The organism is Sphingomonas sp. GW821-FHT09E03 (genome assembly GCF_059416225.1).
This window is the reverse complement of sequence record NZ_JBWKOS010000011.1, coordinates 1-13,188: the sequence shown is the minus strand read 5'-3', so window position 1 is coordinate 13,188 and position 13,188 is coordinate 1. Positions and strand designations below refer to the sequence as shown.

Below are 13,188 nucleotides of genomic sequence, written 5' to 3'. Positions count from 1 at the left end.
CGTGCGCGATTTCGGTGCGGCGCCGGGCGCCAGCGCAGCGACGAACACGCGCGCCTTCCAGAAGGCCAGCGCCGCCCTGTCGAAAGCCGGGGGCGGCACGCTGCTGATCCCGCCAGGCCGCTATCGCGTCGGGGTTCAGCAGCTCGCCTCGCGGCGGGGGCAAGGGTTTGCCGCACAAAGCCAGACGATCATCTTGATCGAGCAATGCACGCGACCGGTCGTGATCGCTGGCAACGGCGCCACGCTGGTCGCGGCCGAAGGTTTGTGGTTCGGGTCATTTGATCCCGTCAGCGGCGCAGCCCATGACGTACCCCAGCCCTTTTACGATGCCGACTTTCGCGCCGATGCCTATCGCATGATCAACGTCCGGGAATGCCGGGCTGCAGTGACGATCCGCGGCATCGAGTTGGACGGCAACGCCGACCATTATGTCCTGGGCGGCGGCTGGGGCGATACGGGGCGCCAAGTGGAAGCCATCGGCATCATGCTGATCGCCAACACCGGCGGGGTGGTGGTGGAGAACGTCCGATCACACGATCACGGCTTGGACGGGGTGATGGTGGCACATGCCGGCCTCACCGCCGCCAGCCCGCGCTATCCGATCACCCTGCGCAACGTGACCTGCGACCGCAACGGGCGCCAGGGACTGTCCTGGGTCGGCGGCACGCAATTGACCGCGATCGGTTGCCGCTTCACGCGCACCGGCCGTGGCCGTTTCCATTCCGCCCCAGCTGCGGGCGTCGACATCGAGGCGGAGGGATCGGTCTGCCGCCACGGCTGGTTTGTAAACTGCACCTTTTCCGACAACACGGGCGTCGGGTTTCTTGCCTCGGCGGGCGATGTCGCTGACATCCACGTTGAACGCTGCCGGATGATCGGCACGACCAGCTGGTCCTCGTGGAGCTACAAGCCGCGCATCCGGTTCGACGATTGCCTGTTCGTCGGCTCGATCGTGAACGCCTTCCCCAGTACCGATCCGGCGCAGGCCACGCAATTCCATCATTGCCGCTTTACCGACGACCCGAAACTGTCGCCTACGGGCAAGGCCTATCACCAGTTCCTCGCCGATCTGGGCGGGGGCAGCACCAACGTTCTGTTCGACGATTGCGATTTCGTCGCAAACAGCCCCGACAGGGCGCTGCCGTGGACGCCCAGCGATACGCATTACAACAACTGTCGCTTCCGTCAGACGGGGAAGAAAGTAGCCTATACCCGCGGGGTGTTCACCGGCACCTGCACGTTTCAAACAGGTGGTGATGTCGATTTCTACGGCTCAAAGGTTCGTGGGCTGTTGAGCGTCAACGGAAAGGTGATGCACCAATAAGACGAGATATCCCGTCACACGCATATTCGCCGCCAACCCCGCCCTAGCCGCCGTTGCACGGGAAATGACGGCAATATCCATGCGGCCCACGGCAAGCCATTTGCGTGCGCGCAGGACGGCTGGTAGGCCCCGCGTGCCGCGCGCGGAACCTTGGGATCGGGATAATGCCCGCCCCCCGTTGCACGGCAGGATAAATATATGCACGGCTCCGTCGACAATCAAAAGCTTGTTTTACTCCCACCGATGGGCGACGACCGCGGTAGCCTTTGCGTGATCGAGGCGGAACGCGACACGGATTTTCCCATCGCTCGCGTTTATTATATCTTCGGCACGCAAGCCGGCGTCGCGCGAGGATTTCACGCTCACCTTGCATTGCGGCAACTGGCGATCTGCGTCAGCGGCAGCTGTACCATAGTGCTCGATGACGGTCAAAAACGCCGCAGCGTGGTGCTTGATCGCCCCGACAAGGGCGTCACCATCGGCCCCATGATCTGGCGTGAAATGCACGATTTTTCCGATGACGCCGTGCTGATGGTGCTTGCCGACCGGCATTACGACGAAGCGGATTACATCCGCGACTACGACACTTTCCTCGCCATGGTTCACGCTTCATGACCACCACTGTACCCTTTCTTGCCCTTGCGCCGATCTATGAAGAGCTGCGCGACGAAATTGACGCTGCCGCCCTGCGCGTCCTTCAATCGGGCTGGTTCGTCGGGGGCCCGGAAAACGAGCGCTTCGAGGCCGCATTCGCCGCCTTTACCGATACCGCTCATGCCGTCGGTGTAGGCAATGGTCTCGATGCCCTTCACCTGACCTTGCGCGCCATGGATGTCGGCCCCGGCGACGAGGTGATCGTAGCCAGTAATTCATTCATCGCCACCATGCTGGCCGTGTCGATGACCGGCGCCACTCCGGTCATGGTTGAACCCGACCCCAGGACCTATAACCTCGATCCCACCAAGGTCGAAGCGGCCATCACCCACCGTACCAAGGTGGTGCTGCCAACCCATCTTTATGGCCAACCGGCCGATTTGGACACCTTGCTGGCGATCACGCGCCGGCACGGGCTGCGACTGGTCGAGGATGCCGCGCAGGCGCATGGTGCGCGCTATCGCGGCGTCCGCGTGGGTGGCCACAGTGATGCCGCCTGCTGGAGTTTTTACCCTTCCAAAAACCTGGGCGCGGCCGGTGATGGCGGCGCGGTCACGACCAACGATGAGGCGCTGGCGGTACGCATCCGCACGCTCGGCAACTACGGCTCGGCCGAGCGGTACGTGAACGTCGAAAAAGGCGTCAATTCCCGGCTGGATCCAATCCATGCCGCCATCATGGACGTCAAGCTGCCGCATCTTGACGTCTGGAACAGCCGCCGGACGCACATCGCGACCCGCTATTTGAACGAGCTGCGCGACTGCGGCCTCGTTCTGCCGTACGTGCCCGACTGGGCGGAGCCGGTATGGCACCTGTTCACCGTGCATACGCCGCGACGCGATGACCTGCGAGCGTCGCTGGCGGCGGACGGGATTGCAACGCAGATCCATTACCCGATCCCGCCGCATCGCCAGCAGGCCTATGCCGAGCTTGGGCTGGGCGAAGGTAGCTTTCCTATCGCCGAGCGCCTGACGTCGGAGACGCTGAGCCTGCCCATCGGTCCGCACCTATCGACTGAGGATGTCGACCGGGTGACCGCCGCGGTCCGGCGCTGGGCCGGGTCATGACCGGCCACATCGACCCCCTTGCCGTCGTCCATCCCGATGCCGTGATCGGGTCGGGCACGCGAGTTTGGCAGTTCGCAGTGGTGCTGTCGGGCGCGCGGATCGGCGCAGACTGCAACCTCAACGCGCACACCATGGTCGAGGGCGAAGCGGTGCTCGGCGACCGGGTGACGCTGAAATGCGGCGTGTATGTCTGGAACGGGATCGTTCTGGAGGACGACGTGTTCTGCGGCCCCAACGCCACCTTTACCAACGATCGCCACCCCCGGTCGCGCCAGATGCCGTCAACCTGGGCCAAGACCGTGGTAGAGCGTGGCGCCAGCATCGGTGCCGGCGCGGTCCTGCTGCCGGGCGTTCGGATTGGCCGCAGCGCCATGATCGGCGCGGGTGCAGTGGTGACCAAGGACGTGCCGGCAGGCGAAACCTGGGTGGGCAACCCCGCGCGACCATTATCCAGTTCATGATCGTTCGGCCGTCGACCGTGACCAGTCATCGCCAGATCGTACGTGCCACCTCCATCATCGGTGGTGCATCCGCAGTGAACATCGTTATCGGCCTAGTGCGCAACAAAGCTGCCGCCCTGCTCCTGGGCCCGGCAGGCCTGGGGGTGATCGGGTTGCTGCTGAGCTTGGTCACCACGATCGCCAGCGTGTTCGGCTTGGGCGCCGCAGGATCGGCGGTCCGGCAAATTGCGGATTGTCCGGAGCGGCTGGCGCCTATCCGCAAGTCGCTCCAATGGCTGACGGTGTTGCTTGCTGGCGCTGGCGCCCTCTTCACCTATTTTTTCAGAACGCCTTTGGCCGATCATGTACTTGGCGATGTTCATCTAGCCGACCAAGTAGGCTGGCTTGCACCGGCCGTTGCGCTGACCATCTGGTCGTCCATTCAAATCTCGTTGCTGAACGGCGTCCGACGTCTGCGCGATCTGGCGATGACTCAAGTCGGAGGGGCGTTCTTTGGCACGACTATCGGAATTGCCGTTCTCGCCGCTTGGGGAGCGGGCGGGATCGTTCCTTACGTCATCGCGGCGCCTCTGAGCATCGCTTTGGTCGGCCTCATATTCACGGTCCGCCTGCCCAAGCCCACGGGATCGACCTCGCACTGGTACCGTGAGATCGCCCCGATCCTGCGCCTGGGCATCCCCATGATGTTGAGCGGCATTTCGTTAACAGCGGGTGCGCTCATGATCCGCTCGATCATCGGCACCCGGATAGGTCCCGTCGCGCTGGGCGAATTCACGGCGGCATGGACGTTGTCGATCACTTATGTAGGCTTCATCCTGCAAGCGATGGGCACGGATTACCTGCCCCGGTTGACCGCCGTCATCAAAGACAAGGTCGCTGCTTGCGAAAGCGTCAATGACCAGGCGGAGATCGCGCTGCTGCTGGCGTTGCCCGTCATGATCTTCACCCAGTCGGCGTTACCCTGGATCATCAAGCTCCTCTACTCTGATGCGTTCAGCGGCACCGCCCTTGTTCTTCGATGGCTTATACTCGCCGATGTGGTGAAGATCGCAAGCTGGCCTTTGGGCTACGTCATCGTCGCCGAAGCTCGCGCCAAGACGTTTCTTGCGGTAGAGACATTTCATCTGTTGATGACCCTGGCGCTTGTAAGCATTTTGATAGACAAGAGCGGCTTGCAGGCGGTTGGGATCAGTTATCTCATTAGCTATTCGCTATATATCATTCTGGTTGGATACATGGCTTACAAGCGAATCGGCTTTATACCCCGCCTCCGATACATTATGCTGTTCCTTGCGGGCTTCATCGCTACCTCAGCAATTGCGATATTAGACCATGTTGAAGGAAATGTAGCATTACTTCTGGGAGCAGTTTTCGCTATTACAGCCACAACCTATTCCGGAATAACGCTTGCAAAGATGTGGATGGGCAAACATACCGCCGCAGACGGTGCGACATAACTATTAACTAACTTCATTATTAATTGGACATCGACAGAAAAGATTTCATCTATGACGATTTCAGCAAGTCTTGTGATCCTCAGCTATAACCAGGAGGAGTACATCAGATCCGCGCTTGAATCGGCTCTGGCGCAGGATTATTCGCCACTCGAAGTCATTGTCGCTGACGATAATTCTACCGATGACACCAGATCGATCATCAATGACATCGCGTGCACTTACACCGGCCCGCATCACTTCAAGACCGTCCTTAATGACGTCAACCAGGGGACCTTGGCCAACTTTCAAAGTGGCATAGCGGTTGCGACGGGCGACGTCATTCTGTGTGGGGGGGGTGACGACCTGTTGAAGCCTGACAGGGTATCCGTCATGGTAAAGGCGTGGCGTGACACCAAGGCCGATGCCCTGCATTCTGCTTATGATATCATCGACGAAAATGGAGCGGTGGTTGACCGATGTCAAACGCCCAATGCCGCGCTTCATCCCGTCTTTGATTACATCAAGGACAAGTCGGAAAGCAGATTCGTCAACGGCGCCACGGCGGCCTATACCGGCGATTTGTTGAGATCGGTTCCTGTCTCGCGCGGAAAAGTGTTCCACGAGGATGCGCTGCTGACGTTGATTGTTCACGCGCTTGGACGTGAGGTTCATTTGGTTCCAACCGTCACCCTGGACTATCGAGTCCATAATTCATCGTTCAGCAACAATCGATTTTCCCCCACGATGGCCGCCGAGTTCAGTGAAATGGAGCGGCGCTTGGCACGGTTTGCGGGAAGTTCGTATGCCTATCTTAATTATTTCACGACCCAATGGCTGCCTCATGCGCCTAACAGGGCGGACATCCTTGGTAGGATCGACATTGACGCCATCGAAAGGGCCAAACGATCGCTTTCGCGCGTCGAACGATACGCCGATGCGGATTTACGCGCACGCGTCGGACTTCTGTTGACCTCAAGAAGCTGGCGGGAAGCCAAAGCGGCTCTGGTGCGCATTCCCGGATTGGCCGTCTTTGGCCATTCCAAGGCATTGTCGTCAAAACTAACTAAAGTCCTGGGCCGTCACTGACGGCAATTCGTCATTTCACCAAGCGCTTGATCCTGCCGGTCCATTGCTCGACGTCATAGGGGGACATTAGCGCATACAACATCCGGAGACTATTCGATCGGACGCTTCGACCACCAACTTCCAAGGCAAAGGCAAAAAGGCTGTCGGCCGCATCCCTCAACCCACTGCGTGCCGCATCCCTGCCTCTGATCCACGCCAGCCTGCCCAATGCCTGCCAGTCGGTGGTTGACAGTGCGGGTGTGACATCGCGTAGCTGTGTCGCGACCCGTTCAAAGAAAAGGATTTCCCTTGCATAGCGCTGCGCGTCGATGCCACGACTGAGCCTTGTGCCATCATGTTCGCGGACTAGCGCCACGATCGGGTTTATTCTGACGAATTGATAACCGTGCTTTTTTAGGCGAACGGCAAGTTCCTGATCCTCGCCGACGCTCATCGCCTCGTCAAATCCGCCGATATCCAACAGTGCCTTACGGGGAAACAACGGCAACCATGGGGACATGGTCCCGGAGAGAAGCACCGGCCAAGCCAGCGCCGTCCCCGATGGCGTGGCAGGAAAACCGTAATCCGGGCCTTGCGCCGGCAGGTCATCGGGCCCGATCAGTGCGGCATTGCCGAAGACGATGTCACGCGGACCTACACTTGCAGTTGCAGCGAGCAAGTTCGTGACGGCATTGGCCGGAAGAAGATCGTCCGAGTCTAGGAATTTAATGTAACGACCGCAGGATTGGTTAATACCTTCATTGCGCGCGGCACTGACACCTCCATTTGGTTGGCGTACTGCTCGCACGGCGCTACCAAAGGCGCATATGCTGCTCCATGATCCGTCCGATGATCCATCGTCGACAACCACGACCTCGAAAGCAACGCCCTGTTGCGCCAGGGCACTCGCTATTGCCTTGCTGACGAAGAACTCACGATTATAGCAGGAAATGACAATCGATACATCTGGGAGGGTCATTCCGCCCTTCCCGTCAACAGCTGGACATGAGCGTCGAGGGCCGACCCGCTGGACAGCATGGCCGCGCGACGCCGGAGATGAACGGGATCAACCACCATGCCACATGCGGCCACCAGCGCCTGTGCAAGAGCTGTTTCATCGCCGCAGGGCACCAATGCTCCATAGGCCCCGCCGTCCAGGACCTCGCGCGGGCCGTTGGGACAATCCGTGCTAACAATCGGCAATCTGGCGTGCATGGCCTCCACCAGTACGTTGCCGAACCCCTCGCAATCCGACGACAGCACGAAAAGATCCGCCGCAGCGTAAAAGGCCCAGGGGTCGGTTTCGAACCCAGCAAACACCACCGCATCCACCAGCCCCATGTCTGCCACCTGCCGTTCCAGCGTTTCACGCAACGGTCCGTCACCTAGGATCAGCAGCGACGCCGGCATCCGCTGGCGCACCCGTGCCAGCGTGCGCAGCAGCAGCGGATAGTTCTTTTCCACCTTGAGCGCGCCCACCGCCAGCATACGCTTCGTGTTTGCCGGCCAGCGCGCGGCCGCGGCAGCGGGATCGGGCAGGGTGGCAGGCAACAACAACGGATTGTGGATCACCGCTATGCGCCCCCGCGGCAAACCGACGAATGTGGACAGGTCGTCGGCTACCCCGGCCGATACGGCGATCAGCCCATCCGCTCGCAGGTATGCGCGCCGCGTGAGCGCCCGGACCCACGACTTGCCCAAACCGTGCGGCATCGTCGACAAGGTAGTATGCTCGCTGCCGACTATCCGCGTATCGACCCGCGCGATCGCACGCGCGGCGATCGCCAGCAACGGCAGCGGCCACATCATGGCGTGCATCGCATAGGGCCGTCGTCCACGCAGGTAACGGGCAAGCGGCAGCACGATCTGACGCAGCTTGTTCACGCCAAGATCGACGATATTCACCTCGGCAGGCACCAGCGGCAGTAGCGCGCCCTGAGCCCGAGCCAGGACCAGATCGACCGGATGGCCCTTGTCGATGAACCCCTGCAGCAGCGCCAAGGCCACCCGTTCGGCTCCGCCCCCTCCAAGATCGGGCAGGAACAAGGCTAGACGCTCCGTTGCAGCAGGCGTGCCCGTCATAAACATTACCCGACCGTGGTATTCAGCACGGTCAGATATCGCGCGCTGGTTGCTTGTCGCGAATAATGGGCCACGGCTTCCTTCCGCCCAGCCTCACCAACCCTCCGGCGCAGTTCGGAATCGCGACAGAGGCGTTCCAAAACCTCTAGCCACTCGGCTTCGGTATCGACCAGAAAGCCGTTCACACCGTCCGTTACCTGTTGAATCGCGGTGCCGATGTTGCTGGACACGCTCGGCAGGCCGAACGCCATGTACTGGATCACCTTGAGGCCGGCCTTGCCCAGCACCCAATCGTCATTGGGCAGTGGATAGACGCCGATGTCGAGCCGCTGCATCTGCGCGACCTCCTCCGCGCGCGACCAGGTCAGTACCTCTAGGTCTACGCCGGGCAGCGCATAGGAAAAATTGCCGACCACGATCAGCTTGAAATCAACGCGCCGCGCCAGCTTTTGAAACACTGGTCGGAGCAGGTCGAGATAAGGTGCCGAGCTGAACGTGCCAGTCCAGCCGATCACCGGCCTGGTCTCGTCCGACTGATTTGCGCGCGGAAGGAAGCTGTCGGTATCCACCGAAGGGTAGATCAGCGTCACGCCGCCCTTGGCGTTCAGCGTCCGGTAGCGATCGACCATGAAGGGCGAGGCGGTGATGACATGGTCAGCCTGCTCCAGCAGGAAGCGTGGCTTGCCGCGCCCCTTCAGACGTTGGCGCAAACCACTAGGCGCGCCGTCCTCCGCCAGTAGATTGTCCTCGATGTCATAGACGATGCGCCGTGCCCAACGGCGCGTTAGCCGCTCCATCCAAGTGGTGCCGAACGGCGTCACCCACATCGAGATATAAACGAGGTCGTAGTTGCGCAGCCGGATCAGGTCACGCAGCCGGCGAAGATGCCCTTGTACCGTACCGATTGCCTTGGCCAGCCGGTGTCCAGGCACATAGGCACGGTCCCACAACGCCGTGTCCATGAACGAGGAGACGGTGACCTCAAACCCGGCGGCGCGCCAGTCGTCAAGATACTGCTCGTATTTGAGCCGCTGCCCCGCGGCCACGCCCTGCGGATAGGGACAGAGGACCAGGATTCTCGGCATTAGGCGGCCTTTTCCGTCAGCGAGCGATAGATTGCACGATAGCCGTTCACGCCATCCGCCAGCGAGAAATGGCGATGCGCCGAGGCGACGCAGCGTGCGGACAGATCCGGATCCTCCAGCCGTTCCAGCAGCGCCAGCGCCGCGGCCTCGATCGCGTCCGCGCTGGTGTCGGCCATCGCCACGCCGACGCGGTCATCGGCGATGATCTGCACCATGTCGCCGCAGCCGGCATTGCCGACCACCGGCACGCCGCACCCGAGATATTCGGCGAGCTTGGTGGGGGCGCTGGCAATCTTGGAGAAAAACGGGTGGATCAGCGCCAGCCCGGCATCCATGCGGCGCATCTGATCCGGCATTCCTGCCCGATTGGTGCCGGCGATGTCCACATAGGCCATATCAATGCCCGCCCTGGCAACGGCCGCCCGGGCCGCATCCTGCTGATTCTGGTTGACGATCAGGAGTCGTGCATCGGGCCGATGGTGCTGCACCGCCCGAAAGAAAGCCAGCATTTCGTCGAACATGTACCACGTGCCGATCTGTCCGGCGTAGCCGATCGTCAGCGGACCTGAGCATTCGCGCGGTGCCCGCGAGAACAGCGCCAGGTCGGCACAGGTGGGAATAACACTGATCGGTGCTTGGGTGCGCCCCAGCCGGGGGTCGTCGCGCAGAAAAGGTACGGAGGCGCGGGTAAGCGTCACGATATGATCGGCGTCGCGCAGCATCGCCTTTTCGATAATCTTGAGCACGCGATAGACGATGCCACCCGAGCGGATCATGCCGCCATCGACCCGTTCGTCGGCCCAGAAGCCGCGGATATCGACCAGGAACCTGCCGCGACCGATCAGCCGTGCGGGATACAGCATCGCCGCACACAGCACGCTGCGCGCATGAAGCACGCGCGCACGGTAACGCAACGCCAGCCACACCACCAGTAGCATTGCTGTGCCCATGTCCCACAGGGTCGACACGATCTTGGGATGCTTGTGATAGTGTCGGGAGTGCCAAATGATCCCGGCCGCATCGAGGCGCGCCTTCATGCGATCAACCCGTTCCCGTTGCGCGACATCCGCCGGCTTCTCGAAGCTGATGAGATGGATGGCGTATTCATCCGCAAGCATCTCGAGATAGGCGACGACCTGACTTTCCCCGAGCGGCTCGAGAATGCCGTCGTAGCTCATGTAGACGACCGCCGGCATGGCGGGTCGATCGGCCTCCTTCATCCGCGCGACTGTCATGCGAAACCGATTTTATAAGGCACCCAGTAGCTGGCATGGGTTGCGAACACCAACCAGACCAGCTGGATTGCGGCCGAATAGGCACACACCGCGATGAACAACTGGGCGTTGGTCTGCCTCGTGCGGCTCATGGCATAGGGCAGCCGCGGCAGGATCGCGAGTTGAAGCGGGATCAGAAATAGTGCCAAGCGGTCGATGGCCGTGGTGAAGTTAGTGGCCACCACCAAGGGGAACGTCGCCAGCGCGACACATGCAAACACGCTCCACATGTCGCGTTGATAGCTGTTGAAGCCGAGCCGATTGCGCAACAGCAAAGCTAGCACGGCAGGTACGAGGTTCATTGCCACGCGAACCACCGCACCGCCCGATTCATAATCCTGCGTGATATATGTGTTCACCAGCTCATCGGATTGCCGGCTCAGCAGAATGAACGCCAAGACCAAGAACGCGATCCCACCCAGAATGGTTTGCAGCAGATTCCGCCGGGCAAGCGGCGCAAGCGCGAGTGGCAGTACCAGCAGCGCGGTGCGGTGAAACAGGGCTGCGGCCAGCACAAAGGCGATCAGCTTGAATGGCGATCGGCCATCGATATCCGCCAGACCGGCGAGAACAATCCCGATAGCGACCCCCTGGCGGGTATAGCCCATGCCGACGACGATCACGAGATAAGGCACCGCAACCAGGAAGGTGAGCGCCGGATTTTCCTGCCGTAGACAGAACCGCAGGATGCCCAGCGTCATGACGACGCCACAGGCTAGGTTCGCCAGCCATACGCCGGCATCAAGGCGACCGGCTATAAATACGAACGTCGCATATCCTACGTCAAAGGTTTGCAACGCCTGCGAATAGTCCAGCAGCTGGACCATGTTGTAATTGTTAAGATAGGTGAACCAGTCTGCACCTATCTCGTAGCGCATTCCGACCATCAGCGCGGTCGCGAGCGCCAGGATATAGACCCCCGTAGTCGCGCGCCACTGAGGTCGCAGGGCCGTATTGGCGATCGCGACCCTGCGATTGTATCCCAACGCGGCCGCCATCCACATGATGAAAATAAGCCAGTACGGAAGCAGGACGAATTCCCAACCAGAGGATGCCGCACCGCTTAGGCAAGGAACGACGCCGGTGCAACGCATGCGAGGCATGGCCTCTGCGGCAAAGCGAAGGCGCTTGCCGCAGAGGGCCATCCTTTTCTACAGGGGCGTCACTCCTGTGAGGCAGCACCCCCGCAGACGATCCCATCCGGAGCAACTCCATGCGCGTTCTCGTCACCGGCGTCGCCGGGTTCATCGGTTCCACCGTCGTGCTTCGCCTGCTGGCGCGCGGCGACCATGTGGTCGGCATCGACAGCATCAACGATTATTACGACCCGCAATTGAAGCGCGATCGGCTGGCGCGCATCGCCGAGGCCGGCGGCGAGCGCTTCGCCTTCGAGCAGGTCGATTTCGCGGACCACCAGGCGCTCGACGGGGCGCTGGCGGGCAAGGAGTTCCAGCGCATCGTCCATCTCGGCGCGCAGGCGGGCGTGCGCTATTCGATTGAGAATCCGCGCGCCTATCTCCAGGCGAACCTCGCTGGCCACCTCAACCTGCTCGAGGTCGCGCGGCACCGCCGGGTCGAGCATCTCGTCTACGCCTCGTCGTCATCCGTCTATGGCGGCAACACCAATCTACCCTTCCGGGTCGAGGACCGGGTCGATCAGCCGCTATCGCTCTACGCCGCCACCAAGAAGGCGGACGAGCTGATGAGCGAGACCTATGCCCATCTCTATCGGCTGCCGCAGACCGGCCTGCGCTTCTTCACCGTCTACGGCCCTTGGGGCCGCCCCGACATGGCGATGTGGCTGTTCACTAAGGCGATCTACGAAGGTCGCCCGATCGACGTGTTCGGCGAAGGCCGGATGCGGCGCGACTTCACCTATATCGACGACATCGTTGCGGGGATCGTCGCCTGTCTCGACAATCCGCCGCCCGACGACGGCGATATCAAGGCGGGGGGCAGCATCAGCCCGCACCGGCTCTACAACATCGGCAACAGCCGCTCAGAAGATCTGGGCGAGATGATCTCGCTGATCGAGCAGGCATGCGGCCGGCCAGCCGAGCGCCGCCTGCTGCCGATGCAGCCCGGTGACGTCCGCGACACCTTTGCCGACATCAGCGCGATCCAGCGCGATCTTGGCTATACACCACGCACCACGATCGCGGAGGGCGTGCCGCGATTCGTGCAATGGTACCGCGACTACCATCGGCTTTGACAGCAAACAGGGTGCGACAACTGTGGCATAAGTGCCACATATCGGAAGTTTATTGCGCGATTCATGTAGAAGTTGCCCTTTTTAGGGCCTTGGCGCCTACAACGGGAACCTTAAAAGGCCGCTTGGGTTAGCGGTTCTGCAACACCCAGTCGGTAGCGCCGGCGGTCGCCGAACGATTATGGTAGACTTTTTGACGCAAAACGTCTTAAGGCAGACCAAGTGTTCGAGACCGGACGGCTCTGCAAGGAGGAACACACGTGAAGTTCAAGGGTATCACTATGGCAATGACGGCGCTGTCGCTCGTCGCTGCCCCGACCGTGGCAGCGGCTGCGCCGATCGCCACGCCGCTCACCGCGCCGGCTACCGAGTCGGTCAAGGGTGACAACGCTCTTGCTGGCGGTGGCATTCTCATCGCGGTTCTCGCAGCGGCTGCCGTCGCCGCGGGCATCGTTGTTGTTGCCGACAGCGACGACGATGCGGATAGCTCCGTCAGCCCGTAAGCTGATCGTCAAAGTTTCGGGAAAAGGG

General features: G+C 61.3%; 13 protein-coding genes. 8 read left to right on the top strand and 5 right to left on the bottom strand.

What is annotated here, in order from left to right:
- Position 1: 1 nt before the first annotated feature.
- The 6 genes from AC07M8_RS16940 to AC07M8_RS16915 all read left to right on the top strand — a co-directional run bounded on the left by AC07M8_RS16940 (position 2) and on the right by AC07M8_RS16915 (position 6,028).
- The gene (locus tag AC07M8_RS16940) at positions 2-1,324 is read left to right on the top strand and encodes a glycoside hydrolase family protein (protein WP_495175405.1); all 1,323 of its coding nucleotides are present in this window, start codon (positions 2-4) and stop codon (positions 1,322-1,324) included.
- 198 nt (positions 1,325-1,522) lie between these two features.
- Complete coding sequence (locus tag AC07M8_RS16935) at positions 1,523-1,939, top strand: sugar 3,4-ketoisomerase (RefSeq protein ID WP_495175404.1); 417 nt, start codon at positions 1,523-1,525, stop codon at positions 1,937-1,939.
- Complete coding sequence (locus tag AC07M8_RS16930; protein ID WP_495175403.1) at positions 1,936-3,045, top strand: DegT/DnrJ/EryC1/StrS family aminotransferase; 1,110 nt, start codon at positions 1,936-1,938, stop codon at positions 3,043-3,045. The genes AC07M8_RS16935 and AC07M8_RS16930 overlap by 4 nt, the downstream gene beginning before the upstream one ends.
- The gene (locus AC07M8_RS16925; protein ID WP_495175402.1) at positions 3,042-3,506 is read left to right on the top strand and encodes an acyltransferase; all 465 of its coding nucleotides are present in this window, start codon (positions 3,042-3,044) and stop codon (positions 3,504-3,506) included. Before AC07M8_RS16930 ends, AC07M8_RS16925 begins: the two co-directional genes overlap by 4 nt.
- Positions 3,507-3,523: 17 nt before the next feature.
- Complete coding sequence (locus AC07M8_RS16920) at positions 3,524-4,963, top strand: O-antigen translocase (protein ID WP_495175401.1); 1,440 nt, start codon at positions 3,524-3,526, stop codon at positions 4,961-4,963.
- 51 nt (positions 4,964-5,014) lie between these two features.
- A complete protein-coding gene (locus AC07M8_RS16915; protein ID WP_495175400.1) occupies positions 5,015-6,028 on the top strand; it encodes a glycosyltransferase in 1,014 nt (337 codons plus the stop codon).
- Positions 6,029-6,038: 10 nt separating this feature from the next.
- Here AC07M8_RS16915 and AC07M8_RS16910 read toward each other — a convergent pair whose 3' ends face one another.
- Genes AC07M8_RS16910 through AC07M8_RS16890 form a run of 5 tightly spaced genes read right to left on the bottom strand, consistent with a single transcriptional unit; the run spans position 6,039 to position 11,542 of the window.
- Positions 6,039-6,986, bottom strand: coding sequence for a glycosyltransferase family 2 protein (locus AC07M8_RS16910; RefSeq protein ID WP_495175399.1), 948 nt, complete (start codon positions 6,984-6,986; stop codon positions 6,039-6,041).
- On the bottom strand, positions 6,983-8,053 hold the full coding sequence (locus AC07M8_RS16905) for a glycosyltransferase (RefSeq protein ID WP_495175398.1): 1,071 nt from the start codon (positions 8,051-8,053) through the stop codon (positions 6,983-6,985). The genes AC07M8_RS16910 and AC07M8_RS16905 overlap by 4 nt, the downstream gene beginning before the upstream one ends.
- A gap of 41 nt (positions 8,054-8,094) precedes the next feature.
- Positions 8,095-9,174: a glycosyltransferase family 4 protein gene (locus AC07M8_RS16900; protein ID WP_495175397.1), complete on the bottom strand. Its 1,080-nt coding sequence runs from the start codon at positions 9,172-9,174 to the stop codon at positions 8,095-8,097.
- Positions 9,174-10,409 (bottom strand): glycosyltransferase, encoded by a 1,236-nt coding sequence (locus AC07M8_RS16895; RefSeq protein ID WP_495175396.1) that lies wholly within the window; start codon positions 10,407-10,409, stop codon positions 9,174-9,176. Before AC07M8_RS16895 ends, AC07M8_RS16900 begins: the two co-directional genes overlap by 1 nt.
- Entirely contained in the window at positions 10,406-11,542 is a 1,137-nt protein-coding gene (locus tag AC07M8_RS16890; protein ID WP_495175395.1) for an EpsG family protein, read from the bottom strand. Before AC07M8_RS16890 ends, AC07M8_RS16895 begins: the two co-directional genes overlap by 4 nt.
- Before the next feature lie 119 nt (positions 11,543-11,661).
- Between AC07M8_RS16890 and AC07M8_RS16885 the strand changes: the two genes are divergently transcribed.
- Together AC07M8_RS16885 and AC07M8_RS16880 are read left to right on the top strand one after the other, a co-directional pair.
- On the top strand, positions 11,662-12,660 hold the full coding sequence (locus AC07M8_RS16885; RefSeq protein WP_495175394.1) for a GDP-mannose 4,6-dehydratase: 999 nt from the start codon (positions 11,662-11,664) through the stop codon (positions 12,658-12,660).
- A gap of 257 nt (positions 12,661-12,917) precedes the next feature.
- Entirely contained in the window at positions 12,918-13,160 is a 243-nt protein-coding gene (locus AC07M8_RS16880; protein ID WP_495175393.1) for a hypothetical protein, read from the top strand.
- The last annotated feature ends 28 nt before the right edge of the window (positions 13,161-13,188 follow it).